Annotated in this window: 9 protein-coding genes; 8 read left to right on the top strand and 1 reads right to left on the bottom strand. The window is 47.5% G+C overall.

What is annotated here, in order from left to right:
• Positions 1-16 precede the first annotated feature (16 nt).
• The 4 genes from QF049_RS06735 to QF049_RS06720 all read left to right on the top strand — a co-directional run bounded on the left by QF049_RS06735 (position 17) and on the right by QF049_RS06720 (position 10608).
• A complete protein-coding gene (locus QF049_RS06735) occupies positions 17-994 on the top strand; it encodes a carbohydrate ABC transporter permease (RefSeq protein ID WP_307535889.1) in 978 nt (325 codons plus the stop codon).
• The gene (locus QF049_RS06730; protein WP_307535887.1) at positions 994-1875 is read left to right on the top strand and encodes a carbohydrate ABC transporter permease; all 882 of its coding nucleotides are present in this window, start codon (positions 994-996) and stop codon (positions 1873-1875) included. The genes QF049_RS06735 and QF049_RS06730 overlap by 1 nt, the downstream gene beginning before the upstream one ends.
• Before the next feature lie 18 nt (positions 1876-1893).
• Complete coding sequence (locus QF049_RS06725) at positions 1894-8241, top strand: S-layer homology domain-containing protein (protein ID WP_307535885.1); 6348 nt, start codon at positions 1894-1896, stop codon at positions 8239-8241.
• Between the two features lie 384 nt (positions 8242-8625).
• Positions 8626-10608, top strand: a complete 1983-nt coding sequence (locus QF049_RS06720; protein WP_307535883.1) for a glycoside hydrolase family 127 protein — start codon at positions 8626-8628, stop codon at positions 10606-10608.
• Positions 10609-10870: 262 nt separating this feature from the next.
• Here the strand turns inward: QF049_RS06720 and QF049_RS06715 are convergent, their stop codons facing one another.
• Positions 10871-11791, bottom strand: coding sequence for a helix-turn-helix domain-containing protein (locus QF049_RS06715; RefSeq protein WP_307535880.1), 921 nt, complete (start codon positions 11789-11791; stop codon positions 10871-10873).
• Between the two features lie 160 nt (positions 11792-11951).
• Between QF049_RS06715 and QF049_RS06710 the strand changes: the two genes are divergently transcribed.
• From QF049_RS06710 to QF049_RS06695, 4 genes are all read left to right on the top strand, one after another.
• Complete coding sequence (locus QF049_RS06710) at positions 11952-13262, top strand: ABC transporter substrate-binding protein (protein WP_307535878.1); 1311 nt, start codon at positions 11952-11954, stop codon at positions 13260-13262.
• A 126-nt stretch (positions 13263-13388) separates the two neighbouring features.
• Positions 13389-14261 (top strand): carbohydrate ABC transporter permease, encoded by an 873-nt coding sequence (locus QF049_RS06705; RefSeq protein WP_307535876.1) that lies wholly within the window; start codon positions 13389-13391, stop codon positions 14259-14261.
• A gap of 3 nt (positions 14262-14264) precedes the next feature.
• On the top strand, positions 14265-15119 hold the full coding sequence (locus tag QF049_RS06700) for a carbohydrate ABC transporter permease (protein ID WP_307535874.1): 855 nt from the start codon (positions 14265-14267) through the stop codon (positions 15117-15119).
• A 249-nt stretch (positions 15120-15368) separates the two neighbouring features.
• Positions 15369-22685 (top strand): DUF5695 domain-containing protein, encoded by a 7317-nt coding sequence (locus QF049_RS06695; protein ID WP_307535872.1) that lies wholly within the window; start codon positions 15369-15371, stop codon positions 22683-22685.
• Positions 22686-23280 lie beyond the last annotated feature (595 nt).

Raw genomic sequence — 23280 nt, 5'->3', positions numbered from 1 at the left:
AAGAGAGGCTATGCTTATGAATCCAGAACGCAAAATCGGTTCAGAAACCGTTCCTGCCAGAAGATTTGCAAAAGGTGCCACTAAAGAGGCCATTGCCGGATATCTATTTGCTGCCCCCGCCATTATCGGATTTTTGGTGCTGACGATGTACCCAATGCTCGCCAGTTTATATTACAGTTTTCATAAAATTACGATTATGAGCGGCAGTCAGGTCATGGAATGGATTGGGCTAGATAACTTCAGGTATATTTTCAGCAATCCAAGCTCTGAATTTAAAAAATCGATTACGGTTACGCTGGTTTACGCCTTTGTCAACGTTACGCTTGTTATCGTGTTCTGCCTGATCGTTGCTTTGCTACTGAACCGAAAGTTTATTGGGAGAAATTTGCTAAGAGCTATCTTCTTTCTGCCATCTGTCATACCGATGCTTGCGACAACGATCGTATGGCAGATGTTATTGCAAAATCAGGCCAAAGGCGGGCTCGTCAACTGGGTTCTACTACAAATGGGCATTGCGCCATGGGATTTTCTCAACGACCCACTACGGATCTTTTACACCTTGTTTATCATGAGCCTGTGGACATGCGGCGGGACGATTGTTGTATTTATCGCCACGTTGCAGGATGTCCCCGGAGAATTGCTGGAGGCCGTTGAGATGGATGGAGGCAATGCCTGGCACAAGTTTTTAAAGGTGACTTATCCAACGATTAAACCTGTACTCTTTTTTCAGCTCATCATGTGTATGATGACGTCGATCCAGATTTACACCCAAAGCGTGGTGTTGTCGAGAAATGGCGCGCCTGACCGAATGACATACTTTATCAACGTCATGATCTACGACCATTCCTTTGTACAGGTGGGCATGCGAGGTTTGGCATCGGCGGAAGCTTGGATCGTATTTCTCATCACGTTGGTGATTACGGGCGTATTGTTTTACTTTCAGGGCGCGCTCAAACGTGATGATGCCATGGGCAAACGAAAGTGGGTGAGATAATGGAGACAGCACCTGCACCGATGAAATATACGAGCATCAAGCAGGCTAAAAACCGAAGAAGAGCAATTCATTTCGGCTTGATTGTGTTATCTCTCCTGCTTGCATTCATTTTTGCTTTTCCATTGTACTGGCTGTTACGCGGTGCAATGGTGAGTCATTCGGAAATTTTGGCCAGGCCGCCTGTATTTTTTCCGAAGGAGCTTGGGTTTGAGAATTTCAGGCTAGGACTGGAACGAATTCAGTTCTGGCGGCAGTTATGGAATTCGGTCTCCATCGTTGTTCCGTATGTCATTGGCACCGTCATAACGACCAGCTTTGCAGCATACGCATTTGCCAAATTACGTTTTCCCATGCGCGGCACCTGGTTTGTGCTCGTTATCAGCAGTATGATGCTTCCTAGTGCAGTTACACTACTTCCACAATTTTCGTTATATACATCGCTTGGGCTTGCAGGCAAACCTGCCCTAATTATTCCAGCCTTTTTTTGCGCAGGCGGCAATGCATATTTCGTTTTTCTGCTCAGACAATTTTTTATGACAATTCCTGCTGAACTGAGTGAGGCAGCCAAAATCGACGGCGCAGGTTATTTCCGCATCTATTACCGGATCATGCTGCCTCTCATTCGCCCTGCCATGATCGTTGTTGCACTATTCAGTTTCATTAACTGTTGGAATGAATTTTTCTATACCATGATTTATCTGAAAACAGAGGCCGATTATACCTTGCCTATGGGCTTGTACATGGTGAACGGAATGCGTATTCCAAACTATGAGCAGGTCATGGCGCTTGCACTGATCGTAACACTTCCCTGCCTGGTGTTTTTCCTGATCGGCAACAAATATTTTGTAGAAGGCATTACGTTGACGGGAATTAAAGGTTAATAAGGAGGAGACGAAGCAATGGCGACAAAGAAGAGGAAATGGGCAACAAAAATGTGGGTGGCCGCTTTGGCTACCGTCGTAACTTTGAATACAGGCATCATACCTGCATCGGCGAACTATACGACAGACTTTGTGCATGAAGGCGTAGGTACCGATTATGGCGATGCAACGTGGAAGAACAATCAGATCGTAAGCGAGCCCGTGGATTTCAGTCAGGAAACTGTCGGTCAAATGATGAAAGCGATCGAAGATTTTGATTTTGACCAATTCGCTGCAGATCATGCCGATTTGCCATGGCTCGATAAGTTGCTGGTTAACGAGGGCGTCATCCCAGACGATAACAATGATGATGGCAGTGCCAACACGCTCTTCAGCCGGGGGAGCGCGCTGTACATGAAAACGCAGGATAACCGGCAGCTCGGTTTTGTCGGGACGGTACATTATGCAGATACTCTCAACAAGGATACGATGTACAACATAACTCTTTCTACGGGAGCCGTTGTGGAAGACAAGGCTGCTCGTAAAAACTATCCTAGCCATGCTGACCAAACCTACAAGAGTGGCGGTTTGGACATCAGCCAGCGTAAATTTATTACCTCCTCTAACAGTGCTGTTACTTTACTGAAGTTAACCAATAACGGTAATGCGCCAATTACGTTAACGATGACCGTCAAATCGCCATTTGTAACCGAAACCGAGGGAGATGAATTGATCGGTAAACGGGTGGCTGCCCCGATTATGGTTGGACGTGCCGGAGAAAAGTATGTGGAAGCGATGTCCCATGTTGACGTTCATCTCAGCGGGGATGGCATGACGCCTGTTGGCAATGATTTGGTGAAAGAAATTACGGTCCCTGCAGGTACCTCGGTGGATGAAAAAGTGGTCATGGGGTGGTTGGCGGAAGAAATCCCGGCCTCGAAAACACAGTATGCTGAATTTAAAGCAAGTAATATTGAAAAGGCTTTCAATGATCAAGTAAAGGAATACAACGAATGGTGGGCACAAAATATCCCCTACATTGATATTCCAGACGAAAATGTGAAGAAGGTTCTGTATTATCGTTGGTGGTCCAACCGCTTCAACTTGCTGGAAGCAAACATTCCCGGAAACGACTGGCAATTCCCGATGAATATGGAAGGGGTGCTGGGTTATAACAACGGCATCACAGTAAGTGTTCCGTGGGTGTTGCAAGATTTGAAGTGGCTGCGAGACCCATCTTATGCATACGGGACTTGGCTAGCCCAAGGCGAATATTCTGAAAACGCCAACTACAAAAACAATCCGGGGAGACCGAATATCTGGACATGGGATATGATGCAAAATACCTCGCAAGTCGGTTGGGAAGCATACAAGATTTATGGTGGCGGAGAAAAGGTGTTGAAAAAATTCGCTGATTTCTCGGCAAACGATGTGACGGGCACACTGAATCATTTCAGGGGAACCAATCCTGATCTGGTTTATTACAATCACGGGCCAATTACCGGCAATGATGGAGACACCGTGTCCATGCACTGGAAAGGAAACGGAAACTATGCGCGTTTGGACGGTTCTTCTACAGCATATGCAAACGCAGTAGCCACTCAACAAATGTACGAACAACTGGGGGATGACGCAAACGCAAAGCGCATGGAAGAGGTGGCACAGCGAATTCGGAACGCCATTCTGAACAACATGTGGTACGACGAAGCAGATTTTGACGGTGACGGCGAAGCCGATACCAACGGAGAAGGCAGCTTTTTGCACAAAAAAGTCATCAACCAACAAGACGTATTCAATCCATGGCGTGACAACAATATGTTTGTGTTTAACTTCGGTGTAGTGCCGAAAGAAGGGGAGGCAGGATACGAATCCAAATACTTGACTCAGTTATCCGATTACGGTGATCCAAACTATTATCCGATTTTCCCATTCTTTACGGCAGATCAGCACAGTATCATGAAACGTGTGGAAGCATTCCAGAATGGAGACACCAGCGCATTCGGAACGGATCAGTTCGCTTGGTGCAACTTTGGAAATTACATCAATACAATTCGTGCTTCCTTACGTCATTATCCGGTGGAGAACATCAACACCGACACCTACAAAACATTGTTTGACTGGGGCGCTTGGTTACATACGGTTGAACCAGGCAATACCGATCACCTGGATTCCAATGAGTTTTTCTGGCTTGAGGATTATTTCTTTGGTACGCCTTGGACACCGCAAAATCCGCCAAACCCAAGTGGCAAAATGGTTCGTGCCTGGATTCACCACGATACGCTGGGCATGATGAATTATTCCGTCATGGAAGATATGGCAGGCCTTCAGCCAAGAGCGGACGATAAAATCGAGCTATGGCCACTTGATATCCAATATGACCATTTCGCCGTGGACAATGTGCGTTATCATGATGCCAATCTGTCCATTGTGTGGCAGGACCCGGCCAAGTACAGCGATAGCAATCCATATTACAAGGATATCCCCGTCGGATACTCATTGTTCATCAATGGCGAACGTGTCATGACGACGGATGAAATGTCACATCTCATTTTTGATACAGCCACGGGCAAGGTGGAAAAACCGGACGGAGACGTGCCAGGGGCGGTTGGAGACAACACAAACACCAACGTTATTTATGAAATTGGCAGCGCTGTTAATCTTGCTTCTGCAGACGATACTTCACTGGGAGGCAATGAAAAAACAGTTGATATGTTCAATAAAGCTGGAGTTGATGTGGAGCATAACGGCGTAAATCTGGCAACGGCATCTGGTACTACGGTTGAATCCAGCTATATCCATAGCAATTCCAATGTGAACAGACTGGCAGACGGTTCTACGATTGCATCCATTAACCATACCTCGAATACTGCGTTGTTCGGCGGCTCGCCGAACCCATCTGATTCAGTCACGTTTCAATTTGATGGAGCCCAAACGGTGGATAATGTAAAAATTCACTTTTATAACGACCGGCGGCCAAACGGCTATGCAGCTCCACAAACGTTTGGTGTGGAATACTTGGATGCGGACGGCACCACATGGAAGCCTGTAGAAGGGCAATTCCGTTATCCGAATTATGTGGCCTCGAATTACAATAATGTTGAATTTAATGCGGTGAACACAAAGGCTATCCGAGTCCATTTTACGCATGCATCGGGCTATTCAACAGGAATTAAGGAAATTCAAATCTACAATAATGACCTGAACGTTACGCCTTCGGAGAATCTTGCACCAAAAGTGCAACTAGACCTGCCGGTGAACGTGGAGCAAGGAGCTCCATTGAAGTTGGCGCCAGTAATTACAGATGATGGTCTGCCAAGCGGGCGTTTGACGTATGCATGGAATCTAGTATCAGGCGACGCTGGTGCAGTGCAGGCAGAGGCACTGGATCAGGCGACATTGAATGTGACATTTGACGCGGTAGGCGAATACGTCTACGAGCTGAGCATTAGTGATGGGGAAGAAGTCACGAAGGTAGAAGTACCCATCACGGTATACGTAGCTACAGCCGAATTGTCTAATGTCATTGCCAAGTTTGCAGAGCGGGTATCGCCGCAGGGCAAACTTGTCCGCAATGCCGATGATTTCACGCCGGAGTCGTGGCAGGCATTGCAAACCGTGTTGATTGAAGCCAAGGACCTGCTTGCGCGAGATGATTATTCGCTGGATGAAGTGCAGTCCATGACGAATCGAGTGCGCCTTGCTGAAGAGAGTCTTCGTTATCGTAATGCTGCTCTGTTGGCTACACCAAAAGCCTCCTACACATCAGCATGGGAATCTTTGACATCGGTGAATGACGGGTATATTCCTTTAGTCCCTGGGAGCATGGGTAGCCCAGAGATCGAAACGCAGTATGGAAACTGGGGATCGCCTAACCAGAGTCATTGGGTGGAGTATACATGGAAAACGCCTGTGACCCTGTCTGGCAGTTCAATGTACTTTTATGATGATGGAGGCGGTGTACAGGTTCCTGCCGATTACGACTTTGAGTATTGGGATCAGGAGGCGGGCGAGTATGTGGCGGTTAGCGGACTTAGTGAGAAGAAAATGGAAAAGGGCAAATTCAACCAAGTCACCTTTAATGAAGTCACGACCGACAAATTACGTTTAACGATGGAAAACCAAAGCAGTTCGGTGTATACCGGTTTAAAAGAATGGCGGGCTATATCGGCCAAACCTGACGGGGAAGAACCACCTCAAACGGACCATGGAGCGATAACAGCCATTGAGCCAGCATCAGTTAATACGACCATCAACGTCATGCCTGAGTTGCCTTCACAAGTCACGGTGACCTATGAAGACAAAACGAAAGGGCTGGCTAATGTCGTGTGGGATGAGATTCCCGAAAATAAGCTATCCATCGCAACTGATTTTGTTGTCCTTGGCAGTGTGGAAGGAACAGATCTAAGAGCAAGCCTTCGTATTTATGTCAAATACGATAAGTCCCGCCTGAAAGCGGCAATTGATGCTGCATCAGATCCTTCCGTGAACGAAGAGAACTACAGTGGCACACCGGAACAATGGCAAACGTTGCAAGCAGCTTTGCAGATGGCTAGTGACGTATATAATAATGACGCTTCAACCGAAGGAGATATCGATGCGGGCTACAAAACGTTGCTTGAAGCTTTTGAAGCTCTTGAGCCCGTAGAAGAACACAATGTAACTATTATTGGTATTAACATTCCAGGCGGTTCTGTGGATCAATTGGCCAAGGAAATTGTTATTCCTGAAACGACAACGCTGGAGGAACTTACAACGGGCTTAAACGTTCCCGCAAGTGTGACATTTGCGGTTTACGAATCTGATGGGTTGACGCCAGCTATTGATTTGAAAACAGGATACAAAGTGACGTTAACAGGTTCTGATCAAATCACGACGAAGACGTACACTGTCCTGAAGGTTACAGAAAATCCGCCAGTGAATACAGCTGCGCTTCAAGCAAAGCTGAATGAAGTAAGGGCGTTGAAGCAAGAACGCTACACTGCGGCAAGCTGGCAGAACTTAGCGGAAAAGACCTCCACTGCCGAACAATTGTTGACGAGCGGATCCGCTTCACAGGCTGACATTGATGCTGCGGTTATTGCGCTGGATTCTGCTATTGCGGGATTAAAACTGTTGCCAACACCTACACCGACTCCAAGCCCATCACCATCGGCTCCAACACCAGTTCCAGTTCCAGCGCCAGCTCCTACGCCTACGGATCCGAAAGAGCTTACGTCAGTTACCGTGAGCCAAGGCAGAATCGAAGTAAAGGCAGCTGCCACCGGCAAAGATGGTAAGGTCAAAGTTCAGGTCACAGACAGCAATATTAAAGCAGCGCTGGAAGATATGAAGGACGGGAAGTTAACCATTGTCATCCAAAAGGACTTGGAAACACAACAAGTCGAAGCCGTGCTTCCGTGGAAAACGCTTAGTACTACGAAGTCTTTGACCAGTGTAAGGATTGAAATGGGATCAGCCGTTTTGACGATACCTCATCAATTCCTGACTACGTTTAAGGACATCACTAATCTGGGAGTGGTCTTTGAAGCCGTCGAACCAAGCCAGTTGCCAGAACAAGCTGGAAAATTTCTTGAAGCAGACTTGGTCAGCAACATCACGGTGAATGCAGATGGGAAAAGTATTTCTTCTAAAGAACTACATGGAAAAGGACTTAGACTAGCCATGCCTTATCAGTTGAAGGAAGGGATAAAAGGGCATCAGGTTGTGGCCTTCAAGCTGAACGATGCCGGAGTGGCCCAAGCTATTGTCGGCGGTAAATATGATGAATCCACAAAAATGTTTGAGTTTAACATGGCGCAGAACGGCATGTTCGGAGTACTTGGCGTAAACGCTGCCTTTAAGGACTTGATCAATGTGAACTGGGCTGTGGAAGGTATTGAAGCACTTGCAGCCAGAGGAGCTGTTGAGGGAACGGGAGCTGGAGATTTTAATCCGTCATCTCAAGTAACCCGTGCAGAATTCCTTAAAACGTTAATGACTACATTCGATTTATTGGATAAAACAGCAACAACCACATTTAGCGATGTCAAAGAAGGGACCTGGTATAGCACACCAATCGCAAGTGCGCATAAGCTGGGCATTGTCAAAGGCAAAGCAAATGGCACTTTTGGTCCCAATGAACCCATCACCCGTGAGGAAATGGCTGTAATGATTTATCGGCTTGCAGAAAATTTAAATGTGACATTATCAACCGAAGGGGAAGATGATTCTGTGAAGTTTGTTGATTTGGAGAATCTTTCTTCTGAATCTTCATCAGCAGTAGAGGCTGTTCGCAAGGGTGGTTTAATTACAGGCATGCCGGATGGCCGCTTTATCCCTAATGGCCAGACCACACGTGCGCAAGCGGTGACGGTTATTTACCGATTGCTTACAAACCTAGAAAAGTAGAATCAGGACAACTCCAAAATCAACATGTGACAAAAATAATGGTTGCCCAACATATTTTTGAGGGGCAACCATTATTTACTCTATTCATCATAAGAATAGGGAGTTGTTGTACTGACCAGTTTGTTCCACACATTATGAATGATCATTGTAATGGGATACAGAACTACTCAGCGAGGTATATGGTACGGGTGGTCTTGTTCTACCAGACCAAACTGTTGAAGAGACGAAGGCTGTGGGGAACGAAGCCCGAATAAGAACAATTGTAAAAAGGAAGGCGGTCGTGAAAGGTTGTAATCATGTAAATTTCAGTTGGAAATAATGATTTCGTCCTGATGTAATTATTTGTAAAATAAGGATATTAAAATAGAAAAAGGAGAGGTTCCCATGACAAAACCAGATGTACCACACCATCCATATCCAGTGTATAGCCATACAATCAATGATCCATTCTGGTCGCATTATATCGAATTGGTCCGCAACGTCGTTGTTCCCTATCAATGGGAGGCGCTCAATGATCGTATCGAAGGAGCTGAACCGAGCCGGGCCATTCGGAATTTCCGCATCGCTGCAGGGGAAGAAGAGGGCGTTCATTATGGGATGGTATTTCAGGACAGCGATGTTGCGAAATGGATTGAGGCAGCTTCGTACCTGCTCTCCGCGAAGCCAGATCCGGAACTGGAAGTCCTCGTGGATTCCGTTGTTGAAACCATTGCACGGGCACAGCAACACGATGGTTACCTCAACACATACTTTACCTTGCGAGAACCTGGGGCTCGCTGGACGAACCTCGCCGAATGTCATGAACTCTATTGTGCAGGACATATGATTGAGGCTGGTGTGGCGTATTATCATGCCACAGGCAAGCGCATGCTGCTGGATGTGGTTATTCGTCTGGCGGATCATATAGGCACCGTGTTTGGTACAGAGCCTGGACAATTGCCTGGTTATGATGGGCATCAGGAGATTGAACTTGCACTCTTCAAGCTGTATGAGACGACAAAGGAAGAGAAGTATCTCGAACTGAGCCGTTATTTTCTGGATCAGCGGGGAGCGAGACCGCATTTTTTTGTAGAGGAATGGGAACAAAGGGGCCGTACCCTACATTTTGGCGAGTTGGATATGGTTCACCGGCACACCTACTCCCAGTCCCATCTCCCCATTAGGGAGCAGTCGACAGCAGAAGGCCATGCAGTTCGACTGGTGTACATGTGTGCGGCTATGGCAGATGTAGCTGCTGAGACGGGGGATACATCGCTGAAAGAAGCCTGTGAACGGTTATGGAGTAACACCGTGAGTAAGCGAATGTACATTACGGGAAGCATTGGTTCATCAGCCAAAGAAGAAGCTTTTACAGGAGATTATGATCTGCCGGGAGATACGGCCTACGCAGAGACTTGTGCCTCGATTGGACTAATATTTTGGGCGAAGCGCATGCTTCAGATGAAGCAGGATAGTCGGTACGCAGACGTTATGGAGCGGGCTCTGTACAATACGGTGATTAGTGGAATGTCCCTGGATGGTCAACGCTTCTTCTATGTGAATCCGCTTGAAGTCGATCCGGAGATTCAACGTGTGAATCCTAATTATGCCCACGTGCGAACACGCCGGCAAGGGTGGTTTGGCTGTGCCTGCTGTCCGCCGAACATTGCACGATTACTTGCCTCATTGGATCAATATGTGTATACCCCAGTTGAGGAACAAGCTACGTTATATGTGCAATTGTACATCGGCGGAGAAGGGGAATTCACACTAAAGGGCAGGAGAGCAGCGCTAACCATGGCCTCTGACTATACCTCCACCGGAGAAGTGAAGCTGATCGTTCGACCCGATTCCTCGGAGGGAATGCAGTTTACGATAGCTCTGAGAAAGCCGGACTGGTGCGAGATTCCCGAGCTGTGGATTAATGGGGAGAAGACGGAACAGAATGGGTTTACTTTTGAGTACGGTTACATGAAGGTGACCCGTACGTGGAAAGCCGGTGATGAGATCAGGCTTCGCTTCCCTATGGAGTTGCTGCGGATGAAAGGGCACGATCAGATCAGAGCCACTTTCGGAAAAGTAGCCATACAGCGGGGACCGTTTATGTACTGTCTCGAAGAAGTCGACAATGGCCGTGGATTGCATCGCATTCAACTGCCCCGGGACGCTGAGTTTCATATCGTTAGCGGGGATCAAATGCCTCTTGGGGTGCCGGCACTTACAACCATTGGGCACCGAGTGGTATCCCATGAAGACTGGGGAACACATCTGTATCGCAGTGATGTCCACTGGGATGCCCAGCCTGCCGAGCTTTGCTTTATTCCCTATTTCACTTGGGCCAATCGGGATGAAGGAGCAATGAGCGTTTGGATTCGGGAGTGCGAATAAGGGAGTGTCTTACCAGGAGAGAAAGTGGTGAGCGAATGTAGACGGTACGATTACCGTTCAAGGAACAGTGGAACTGAACGAGTAAAATGCTGTTGCCACAACGGATGATTACCCATCCTATGGAACAAGAACCAAAAGGAGGGCTAAAGCTTGGGCTGAAAAGCGCTTCTTCAAAAAGGTAGACAAAGAGAGAAAGCGTCCGATATATCCGGGATGCGTTGTAAGATAACGCGATCTCTGGTAAGCGGACGCTTTTTATTTTTCAGGGTATCAGTTCTGGACGAGCCGGTTTATTTTCTATGTTGGTAAACTTGCCGCGGAAGTTGGAAGGAGAGATGCCCTCTTTTTTGGAGAAACAGGAAGAGAAGTAGGATACATGATTGAAGCCGATCTCTTCGGCGATGCGAGCAACGGACCAGGCGGTTTGCAGCAGCATCTTTTTGGCCTGCTCGATTCTGTAATGCAGCAGATATTCCATGGGCGTCATCCCATACACTTTCAGCATGCTACGTGCCAGATAGTTTGGATGGTAATTGAGTTCCTTTTGCAGCAAGGGATTAGAGATCGGTAGAGGGTAATTGTGGCGAATGTAGAGTTCAATTTTCTCGGCAATCCGGATGGCGGCAACATCGGACAGTGAGGACAGCCCAAGGTCCAGATGCTGCATAAACTGCTGGAATGTCGCCTGTCGTTTCCAGTTGCGCATGGATTGAGGCTCCTGATCAAGCTGAGAGAAATGCTCCAGCAGCTCCATGTCTTTGGTTGTAATGTGCATATGTTTCGGGATGAAGATGGAACAGACATCACAGTGGTTCAGATACGCGCTTACCTTATGTGTCTCGATTAGTTCGGCCTGATTGGCAAGGCATTCGTCCATGGTCGCAGACTCTCTCCAGCTGCCATAGGTTTGAAAATGAATCCAGATCATTTCCGTTTCCGTCTCACAGGCTGCGCTGCCGTAATGGTGTCCATCCGGCTTAAGGATCAGCGCTTCTCCTTGCTTCAAAAGCCATTTCGTCCCGTTTTCACTAATGGCGAGTGAACCGCGAGTAACAACAATCAGGTCAAAGACACCGATGTCACTGCGGCTGATGTGATATTCACCTTCTTCGTAATAAGCACGTCCGCAATCAATAAAATAGGGAATGGGCGGGGTGATGAAATGAAGGATGGGCGAGTCCAATCCGGCACCTCCGAACAGGTTGAAATATTTAAAATTCATGTTGGCATCGAGCATTTATTTTTCATAATACAGCAAGTAACATATAAAATAAAGCGCTTACGAATTTTGGTTTATTATTCTTAAACAGATTCAGATTACAACCTTGGAAAGGGGATTGCACATGAAGAAAATGCAGGTATGGTTAGGGGTATGTCTTCTTGTAATAGTGATGGCTCTGAGTGGTTGCAGTACAACAAAGGAAGCATCAGGAGGGACATCTGGAGGGGGAGAAAACACAGGAGCGACCCACTTGGTCTTCTGGACTTTTGTGGATGCCCATCAGAAGTTTTATGAGAGCATGGCTGAGCAGTGGAATCAGGACCATCCTGATCAACAGATTGAACTCGAAGCAACTACGATTCCATATGACGATATGCATACCAAGCTATTGCTTGCCTTACAATCCGGTGTTGGCGCACCTGATCTGGTTGATATCGAGCAGAGCAAATTCCCCAATTTTATGAAAGGTGTACCGCAGCTGGTGGATCTGACTGACATGATTCAGCCCGAACTGAACAACATTGTGCAATCTCGTGTGGAGATTTACAGCAAGGAAGGCAAATACTACGGCATCGATTATCATGTGGGGGCAACCGTGATGTACTACAACCGGGACATTCTGGATCAAGCGGGTGTTAACGCAGATGAGATCAAGACATGGAGCGATTTCGAGCAGGCAGGGAAGCAGGTGCTCGAGAAGACAGGCAAACCGATGATCACATTTGAAGGTAACGGGAACTGGTCCTGGTGGCCAGCCATTAGTCAGCAGAAGTCGGATCAGGTGGATGCCGATGGCAACGTAACGGTGAATGCACCCATCAATATTGAAACGATGAAGTTCTTTCAGAAAATGGTCCAAGAAGGTGTTGCTGCTGTCGCGCCCGGTGCTGGACATGACACGGAAGAATACTTCGGATACATGGATAAGGGGAATGCAGCAGCAGTGTTTATGCCGTTCTGGTTCATGAACCGGTTCACCGACCACATTCCCGATCTCAAGGGCAAAATGATCATTCGTCCACTGCCGGCTTGGGAAGAGGGCGGTAATCGTTCCGCAGGCATGGGGGGGACTGCAACGTCCATTACCAACCAGTCCGCTTCAATTGAACTCGCCGAGCAATTTCTCGCTTATGCCAAACTGTCCAAAGAGGGTAACATTCAGATCTGGAAGCAGCTTGGATTTGACCCGATTCGCACAGACGTATGGACAGATGCAGCCATGAAGGAGTCAAACAAATACACGGATTATTTCGGAGATGATATTTTCGACACCCTGCTCGGGGTGAAGGATGAGATTGCTCCAGTCCACATTCGGGAGAAGTCACCTGAGGTGTTCGATGCGGTGCGTAATAAAGCGATGCCAGAGATTTTCATTAATCTGAAGGATCCTGAACAAGTGCTTAATGACGTGCAGGCTGAATTGACTCGGTAAATGGTGTGGTCGGATCGTTTTTGATATAGAGTATATAGCTTATTCCAGGTTGGAGGTTGGTCCACCGTGCAGTTGCATAAGGAAACAGCGGCTTCCATACGCGCTAGCAGGCGCAGAAGCATCAGAATGAACTCAAGAACATGGGCTCCGTATTGGTTTGTGTTACCGTTTATCTTGTCATTTCTCATTTTCTTCGCTTATCCCTTATTTCGGGCTGGAATGATGAGCTTTCAGCAGGTTCTCCCTGGAGATGTTCAGTTTGTGGGGCTTGAGCATTACAGCAAACTCTGGAACGCCGACTTTCGGGCCGCACTGTGGAATAGCACACGTTACACCTTCTGGACGCTGCTGCTGTTGGTGCCGGTACCCATGATGCTTGCCGTATTTCTTAATTCGAGTCGCATGATGGCGCGCAATCTCTTTCGCTCAGCCTTGTTTATTCCTGCACTGACTTCGGTAGTTGTAGCAGGGGTTGTATTCCGGCTCATCTTCGGAGAACTCGACGGGGCACTGATGAATTCCATTCTGAATGTTTTTGGCATTCCAAGGCAGCAGTGGTTGTACAGTTCGTCCCTCGCAATGGTTGCACTGGTCGTGCTCGCAGGCTGGCGCTGGATGGGCATTAACATACTGTACTTTCTCTCCGCACTGCAGAGCATTCCCAAGGATCTGTATGAGGCCGCAGATATAGATGGTGCTGGAGTAATGAGAAAATTCACGAGTATTACGGTGCCGATGCTTAGGCCGATCACCATCTATGTGATTACGATTACGCTGTATGGCGGGTATTCGATGTTCACTGAGAGCTACATGCTCTGGGCAGGCAAACCCTCCCCGCAAAATATCGGTCTGACGATGGTGGGTTATATCTATCAACAGGGATTCCAATATTTTAATCTCGGGTTCGGTGCAGCCATTGGCATCACATTACTGGTCATCACGCTTCTGATCAGCATGCTTCAGCTGACCGTGCTGGGCATGTTCAGGAAGGAGGATTAGTACTTGGGGACACGAAAAAATAAAATTAATGCTGCTTCGCTGCTGTTACTGGTGTTGTTCGCGGGTTTGGCTGTTTTGATGTTATTTCCGCTCTATGCACTGATGCTTGCTTCACTGAAACCTGCTGCCGAACTGTTCCGGTACGGCCTCAACGTTCGATGGGACTGGGCCTTAATGAGCCTGGACAATTATAAGACGATCTTCGCCGGATCGGGAGCAGCAGGTCACTACTTTACATGGTACAAAAACAGTCTGGTCATTACAGCGATGTTCACGGTACTGAGCCTGTTGTTTTCGTCCATGGTCGGTTACGGACTCGGCGTGTACCGCTTCAGAGGACAGAGTCTGATCTTCACCTTCGTGCTGGTTGTGATGATGATTCCGATGGAAATTATTATCCTGCCTCTGTATGAACTGACGATTAAACTGAAGCTGATTAATACGGTGTGGGGCGTCATTCTGCCTTTTGTGGTGGCCCCTTTGCCAATCTTTTTCTTCAGACAATTTGCTCAGGGGTTGCCCAAGGATTTTATGGACGCAGGCAGAATTGACGGCTGTACCGAGTTTGGCATCTTCTTCCGCATCATGGTGCCGCTGATGGCCCCGGCATTTGGCGCAATTGCCATCTTGCAGGCCATGAACAGCTGGAATAACTTTCTCTGGCCGCTCATTGTCCTACGGACAACGGAGCATTTCACTCTGCCGATCGGGCTGGCTTCCTTCGTATCCCCGCTGGGCAATCATTATGAGGAACTGATCTCGGGAGCCGTGCTTGCCATCGTGCCCATCTTGATTCTGTTTCTTTTCTTTCAGCGCTTCTTTATCTCAGGTCTCACGGTTGGCGGGGTGAAAGGTTAATGCAAACTCCCTCTAGAGGAAATTGATGTGTGAATTATCAACATCTTGTTAACTTGGTATACATGGATCTTGAACGTTTTAAGGATTCGATGACATCTTAACAATTTATTTCGCGGTTCTATTTTAACAGAAAGCATGAACGTCATTTTCTATTGATCGGTCAAAGGTATTTCGTAGAAAGACTTTACTTACCGGTTTAAGAGAATTAATCCCCTAATGGATATGATCACAGGTATACAGGAGGTTATAATGACAATGATTTCGAAGAAGTGGAAGCCGCTTATGATCGCGCTGCTACTGGCATTTCCAAGTCTGCCGTTGCAGGTTAGCGCTTTGCCTGAGGTCGCGGCGGCTGCAGTAAAGACCGGTATCTCCAATGCCAGCCTGTCGGCCAAAGTCGGCGACTTAGGCCAGATTGAAGAGCTCTATATCAACAACAATCCTGCCAATAAACAGGGAGAGCCGATCAATTTCGTCTTGCCTAACACTACATCACCGCAGAATGGTACCGAGCACCAGTGGATGGGTGAAATGATCTTCTCTTATCGTGCTGGTGACAGTGGACAATTCCCTGACAACAGGGACGGCTTTGTAGAAGTTGATACCAATAAAACATTGGCCGCCGGGGGATCTACACAATATTCGACCATCAATCCTGATAACCCCTATGTTAACAAGAACGCATCAGCAGACGGCAAGAAGGTAGAAGTCAACTTTATCGGACAGAATCTAGACTCTACAGACCAGCGGGTAATGAAGGGCTTCGATGTGAAGTCTGTTTTCGATATGGAGACCGATGACGGTTCACTGCTGTGGGAAATTACGGTGAAGAACAAGAGCAGTCAGTATATCGAATTCGGAGATATCGGCTTGCCGATGCCTTGGAATAACAAATACCAGACTTTATCCGATACGTATGATGACCGTGTGACGGTGCATAATTTCGCAGGTGCTGACAGTGGATATTCTTATGCCATCCGCACCAGTGGTGAGGGGAACTTCATGCTCTTCACCCCAGTGCCGGAAAGCGGAGCTCGGATCGAGTATGTAGATTATTGGATGCATGAAGCAGGAGAGCGGCGTGCTGCAGATACCTTTAAGAACTGGACAGGGGACAGTGGCGGTTGGTATCCGGGACTGAACGTGCTCTATATCCACTCCAAAGATATCCAAAAAACGGGACGCGGATACTTTACCGATGCTTCCAGCCTCGTACTCGGACCCGATGAGTCCAAGACGTATAAGTTTAAATTCTCAGCGGTCCGTGGAGGCGACAATACGCCGCAGGAAAGCGCCCAAAGCCCAAATAACAGTTCGACCTCGATGGAAGACCGTGAAGCCAATCTCCGGTCCATCCTATATAAATCAGGCATGATTGATGCCGTAGCGGTGCCGGGATTCCAGACAGCAATCAATATGCCTGTCAAGCTAGACCTGCACTATGACGACAGTATCATTGATGTACAATCCATCGATATTCAAAATGTGGCAGAGAATGATCCGTTTGATGAAGCGCATATTCCGGATATTAAGCCTGGGAAGAGCAGAAAGGAAATGGTTGACAACTCGCGGGCCGGACGTGGACTGCCTGACGGGAACCCTGGCTACAACGAATCGGTTGAGTTTGTGGAGACCAAGATCGTAAATGGCGAACAGCATCATATCTATTCACTTGAGTTTGATTCGATCGGCAACAACAGTGTGCACATCAATTATAAGCTGAAAGACGGTAACGAATGGGTGGATAAATTCACTCAATATGAATTCAATGTTCTAGCCGAGCTGGATGCAATCTCGGATGCCCATTCCGATTTCATGGTCCAGAAAACACAGGATAAAAACCCGGAAAGTCCGACTTATGGTAACTATTTCGACTGGTATCTGTCAAGCGGCATGGATCTCAACACAAGCCATTGGGGAGATGACTGGAGCCATGATAACATCAACTTCATGACGATGAAGAACTATCTGGCACCCAACCCTGATGAAATTCGCTCAATCGAGACATACCTGATCGACTTCATGTGGGAACGATATATGAAGAATACTCAGGACAGCTATATCGTTGCAAACTGGCTGAAAGATTCTGGAGCGTACACCGACAAAGATAAACCTTATACACGTACCTTCTCCGAAATCATGGAAGCTACCGGATTTTTCAACATGTACCGGATTCAAAAGGCGTATCCCAATCTGATCGAGTACCGTGAATCGCCTCAGTATTATCTGGAAAAAGCATATAACATCTACGATAAGCGTGTTTCCACCGAAGCCATCGGATTCTATGGTGAGCAGCAGATCCCGGATATGATTGAAGCTCTGAAGGAAGAGGGAATGCAGACCGAGTCGGCCAATCTACAGAAGAAGTTCGCCTTCGACAAAGGACGGAATATGACTAGGGCCTCTTATCCTTACGGCTCGGAATTTGAATATGATAACACTGGTGAAGAAGGAGCCTATGCAGCAGCGAAGGCGCTGCGCACTTACTATCCTACAGACACGCTTGCAGGCGCAGCTGAGAAAAGTATGGAAATGGCTGACTGGAAAACACGCGCCATGCGCGGGATTCAACCTACCTGGTTCCATTATTCAGTGCCCGTCTTCCGCGGTGGTGAAGGCTGGTGGAATTTTCAATATACTGCGTCTTTAGCAGGATATATTATGGATGACTGGCTCCGATATGAGAATGACGGCAGATCGATGGAGCAGACCGCAATTGCACAGCAGCGCAATTATGCGGGGAAGATTTCGAACTTCAACGCCGTCAATATGGGTCAGATTTCGGCGAATTCAGTTGGCAGCACCTCTTGGAGATATTCGATGTATAAAGGAGGCACGGGCACTAAGGACGTATACGATGGCGGATCACGCGTCATGAGTAACGGCTGGAATGATTTTTCGGGCGAATCGGAAGAAGGCCTCTATGGTTCCCTTCTCAGCATCAGCTCTGATATTGTTACAGATCCGATATTCGGGCTGTTCGGATATGGCGCGCTGGTCACTGACGAAGGAAACAGCTATAACATTATGCCAAAAGACGGTTTCGGCAAGCGGATCAATCTGATCGACGAGAAAATTTACTTGGAGCTGGAAAGCGATAAAATAGAAAGCGCGAAAATTCAAAAAGATGGTGAGGGTTTTACTCTCCAGCTCCTAAATCCCTCAGGGAAAGAGCATACTTCACGGATTTTGTTCGATGGAGTGGGGATGGAGAATGGCTACTATACCATGAAGCTGAATGGTGCAGCTGCCGGACAGTTCTATGTTCAGAACAATGAAGGCGTTGCCATGTTTCAGATGGGCAGTGTGCAGCGTGCCGAATTGACCATTGAAAGATCGGCCGGCGGTGAAAATGAAGCTCCCCAAATTACTGTAGAGGTGGCGACACAACATCCACAAGCGTTAATTCCATTTATGCTTAATGGTATTGTAACCGATGATGGCGCTCCAGAAGGCACTCTGTCCTATCAATGGGAAGTGGTCAGCGCCCCGGAAGGTGGCAAGTTAACCTTTAATCATCCGAAAGCAAGTATTACACAGGCTACGGGTACCAAAGAAGGCTCCTATACCGTTAAGCTTAGCGCAAGTGATGGACAACTGACTGGCTCCAGCCAGATAATCTTCGAACTGGCTTCACCGCCGGATAAACAGCCTCCAGCAATTGGCCAAGTGACTGCTGTTCAGGATGTTGCCAATAACAGTATCGTGGTATTGTCCGGGGAAGCCATTCCTGACCCTGTGCATACCGAGGCAGAAGAACCCCAGTTGAAGTACGCTTGGGCCATCAAGCAAAAGCCTGAAGGTTCAGCAGACATTTCATTTGTGGATAGTGACAAGGCAGCGGCCTATGCACGTGTAAGCAAGGCAGGCACCTACATGTTTACCTTCAGTGCGGCAGACGGAGACAAGAAGGCTAGCAAGGATGTAACGATAGAGATCAAGGAAGATACCGTTGATGCTTACCGTGCAATCAGCGTAGTGACCAAGAAGGATATTGAACCAGAACTCCCCAGACATATCTATATTCTGTCAGAGGACGGGTATCTAGAGCAGGAAATCACTTGGGATGCTATTGATCCAAGCAGTTATGCTAGTGCAGGCCAATTTGAAGCCAGAGGAAACGTCAATGGCATTGCTCTGGAGGTTTGGACTACCGTACATGTCGTGAATACTGAGCTGCAAAATGCGGCGCTGACAGCCAAGGCCTCCGTCAGCTTTTCTGGTGGCGACGGATATCCGGAAGCGATGAATAACGGCATTGAACCTAAAAGCTCGGCAGATTTCTCGCCGAACCGCAGTGCCCCCAACAGTGCATGGCATAACTGGGGTAGAGAAGGAGATCCAGCATGGGTGACGTATGAATGGGATCAGCCATTCCTGGCCTCATCCATGGATGTATATGTATTTCAAGACAACGGCGGTAACTTCCGTCCAAAGGATATGCAACTTATGCTTCGCGGCGAAGATGGGAAATGGTACACCCCGCGGGACATAAAGGGATTGGGCAATGAACTTAATAAATACAATACGACTACCTTTGAGCCCGCCTATATTACAGGTGTTCGTATGGACATGAAGCCTACCGTTAATGGCAGCGGTATTCTGGAATGGAAGGTATACGGCTATACCGGAGCGGTAGATAAGTCAGAACTGATCAAGGTCTATAACTATGTAAATACATTAAATGCTTCGAACCTTGCAGATCCTGGTCTTGCGCCAATTGAAGCGGCAAAGACAGAAGCATCTGCTGTGATCAAGAATATGAATACCACAGACGAAGAAGTTACTCTGGCGCTTGAGAAGCTGCTTACGGATTTGCGTCTTCTTAGTCCGAGAGATGGCAATATGGCCTTCCTCGCAAATGTTTCTTCTAGCTATACCTCTCCTTGGGAGAGTCTGGCTGCAGTAAACGACGGAAAGAAGGATGGCAGCAACATTTCGCATTGGGGAACCTGGGGCCATGAGGGCGCAGAGGAGTGGGTGCAATATGAATGGCCGCAGGTTGCATCTATCCGAAGTTCGAATCTGGTGCTGTGGTCAGATGCCGGCGGAATCAAGCCGCCTACCCAAATTGTATATTCCTACATCCCGGCGGATAGCGTTACTAATGAATGGGTAACAGCGGGAACGGTTACAGAAGGAATCAAAGTGGTTGATCATTCTCCGACGGAATCTTCCAATCCGTACACATTTGATCCAGTACTTGAGGTCAAGGCGCTGCGAGCCACCCTGACCAAGCAATCACAGGCAGGAGATAACGGTGTAGGCCTATGGGAATGGGAAGTTCACCAGGCCATATCCAGTCCTGATCGTGAGGCTCCAGTAACACCGGCCGGTGTGGCACCGTCCATTCCTGATGGAGATGACGGCAAACTGATCGGTGTGACAACAGAAATGGAGTATAAGAAGGAAGGCGAAGAAGAATATATTGCAATTTCAGGAATTGAGGTCACAGGTCTCACCGCCGGTAAATATTATGTCCGGTATATGAAGACCGGTTCGCTGAGCGCCAGCCTGGATAAGGAAGTCGTTATTCCGGAAGGGCAGACACAGGAGCAGGCTGCACCAGATGCGAGTGGATGGGTGATCTCACACGCCAATTCGGATACCGACATAAAAGGCATAATTGAGGGCTTGAATGATACGATGGAATACCGGAAGCTGGGCGAAGAGGACTACACGCCTGTTCCAGGTTCAAGTATCAACGATCTGGAGCCTGGCAGCTATCAGATCCGGTATGCAGCCACAGACAGCCTAAAGGCAAGTCCGTCGGTAACCGTGGACATTCGCAATGAAGCCAAGGTAGACAGAGAGGCACCAACAGCGGAAGGACTCGTCATTACACCGCCTACAGCGGCAGGCGGGAATGATGGCAGAATTGAAAATGTGACTGTCGATATGGAGTACCGAAAGGCGGATCAAGGTGGTTACATGCCGGTTAGTGGAACCAGCATTGAAGGCCTAAAGGCCGGCAGCTACGAGCTCCGGTACGCCGGAACGGATTTGAGCAATCCAAGTCTTGCTATCCTGATCGTTGTGCCTGACGGAACCAAGCAGGAGCAAAGTCCGCCGTCCAGTGCAGAAGTCAAGGCTGTAAATGTCAGTGCAGCTGGGGCCAAGGATGGTAAGATCACTGGTGCAAGTCCTGTAATGGAATATCGGCAAGTAGGAGTGGACGCTGGCAGCTGGAATGCAATCACAGGAACAGAGGTTACAGGTCTTGGTTACGGAATCTACGAAGTAAGATATAAAGAAACGGCAACTCATTATGCGAGCCAATCCCTTACTGTCGTTATCAGCAATCCAGTCATCAATCCGATGCCTACGGAAACACCGCCGTCAACGGATGCACCTGTGTCAGTGACCACACCTTCACCGACCCCTGAAAATATCAAAGTCGAAGGGAATTGGATTAAGATTGTGTCACCAAAGACGGATACCAAAACCGGTAAAGCTAAAGGAGCACCCATCCGCCAGGAAGACCTTAATAAGGCTCTGGAGCATGTAAAGGCAAATAGCAGTAATGTTAAAACGCTTATGGTGGACATACCGAAAGCAGAGGGAGCCAATTCCTATGCGGTTGAGCTTCCTGCAGCCGCACTAACCGCAGCGCATGCCAACATCAAGATCGAGATTAATACGGAATTTGGATCCGTTACAGTACCTTCTAATTTGCTGAAGTATGTATCAGGTGCCAAAAGTGTGGAACTGACACTGAACTGGCTAGATACGGCAAAGCTACATTCAGAAGTAAATTCCGTAACAGCCAGCAGACCTGTTATTGCATTCGCTGTTCAATTAGATGGAGAAGAAATGGTAGCCTTGAATGCACCGGTTGAAATCAGACTGCCTTATACTCCTGATGTTGAAGAATTGGCCAATTCCAAATACCTTACAGTTGCGTACGTGGCTGCAAATAGTACATTTGTTCAGCTACTGAATGGCAAATACGACAGTGCTCTACAAGCCATGGTTTTTCCAGCGGCAAACACAGGTCAATATGCAGTTGTTTATACGAAGAAGTTCTTCAATGATGTCATCAAGGATTCGTGGTACGCACCAGCGGTTGAAACAATGGCGTCCAAAGGATTCATCGACGGGACATCAGCAACAAGCTTTAGTCCTGGCCAAAAGGTCACAAGAGGTGAGTATCTAGCTTGGTTGGTAAGGACACTGGATCTCAAAGCAGAGTTCAACACCACCTTCGGTGATATGAAGCAAACGGACCTCTATTATGAGGAAATCGGAATCGCCAAAGCACTCGGGATCGCCCTGGGCACGAACGGCAGCTTCTATCCGGAAACGGAAATTGCTAGACAAGATTTGGCTGTGCTGACCATGCGGGCTTTGCGGGCAGTGGGGAAAACTGAGCAGACCCATACAGCTGAGGATCTCAAGAGATTTACAGATGCAGCAAACGTAGCAAAGTACGCAGTTGATGATATGGCTGCAATGGTTAAAATGGGTTTCATAAACGGGCGAAGCAATGTCACCTTGAGTCCTGACGGAACGACAATCAGAGCAGAAGCTGCTCAGGTTCTATATAAAATTTTCTTGCAGCTATAATAAAAGAAATCGACCTTGATCCTGTTTTCTTGCATTGAAGTGCGCCCCTTAGAATAGACATTGGAAAAACCCCTGGGTTTAACCGATGAAATTCTAGGGGGTGCATTTTTGTAGGGCTATGAAGGGACAAAAGGTTAAAACGTATGGGGATTCATGATCCGGAAATGAAGAGATGGATGCGAAAATATCGGGAACAAGGTGAGTTCGGCCTGATGAATCAGCAGGGTCGACGAAAAGAATAAGAAATAGTGTGTGCACTTACGTCGTTCACACATCATAAATAACATATCATTTTTCCAAAAAGGAAACCATTTTACCATATATTTAGGATCATTTAATCTACTCTTATGAAGTAACCGATTTCATTATTTGTGTTTACCAACGGAGGAGAGCGAATGAATCCAGTGATCTAAATAGTTTCATGGTGTAATTCATGTGGCGAGGCAAAAGCAAATAAACATAAAAGGTCGCTTAAATAACGTTTTTTTATGTTTATGGAACCAATTTTTTTCGATCTGAGGACAAGAACTTGGTTCCATTGCTGAAAAGGTCATGAACATTGTGTCGTCGATGATGAGACAAACCTCTAATTGTA

The sequence above is a fragment of the Paenibacillus sp. W4I10 genome, assembly GCF_030816325.1.
In the GTDB taxonomy this organism is placed as follows: Bacteria; Bacillota; Bacilli; order Paenibacillales; family Paenibacillaceae; genus Paenibacillus; species Paenibacillus amylolyticus_B.
Note: the sequence above shows the minus strand (reverse complement) of the source record. Positions and strands in the feature narration are given on the sequence as shown.

Excerpts from the sequence above, each read along its gene's own strand:
- QF049_RS06735 (WP_307535889.1), top strand. The coding sequence starts at position 17 with ATGAATCCAGAACGCAAAATCGGTTCAGAAACCGTTCCTGCCAGAAGA.
- QF049_RS06730 (WP_307535887.1), top strand. The coding sequence starts at position 994 with ATGGAGACAGCACCTGCACCGATGAAATATACGAGCATCAAGCAGGCT.
- QF049_RS06725 (WP_307535885.1), top strand. The coding sequence starts at position 1,894 with ATGGCGACAAAGAAGAGGAAATGGGCAACAAAAATGTGGGTGGCCGCT.
- QF049_RS06720 (WP_307535883.1), top strand. The coding sequence starts at position 8,626 with ATGACAAAACCAGATGTACCACACCATCCATATCCAGTGTATAGCCAT.
- QF049_RS06710 (WP_307535878.1), top strand. The coding sequence starts at position 11,952 with ATGAAGAAAATGCAGGTATGGTTAGGGGTATGTCTTCTTGTAATAGTG.
- QF049_RS06705 (WP_307535876.1), top strand. The coding sequence starts at position 13,389 with ATGAACTCAAGAACATGGGCTCCGTATTGGTTTGTGTTACCGTTTATC.
- QF049_RS06695 (WP_307535872.1), top strand. The coding sequence starts at position 15,369 with ATGACAATGATTTCGAAGAAGTGGAAGCCGCTTATGATCGCGCTGCTA.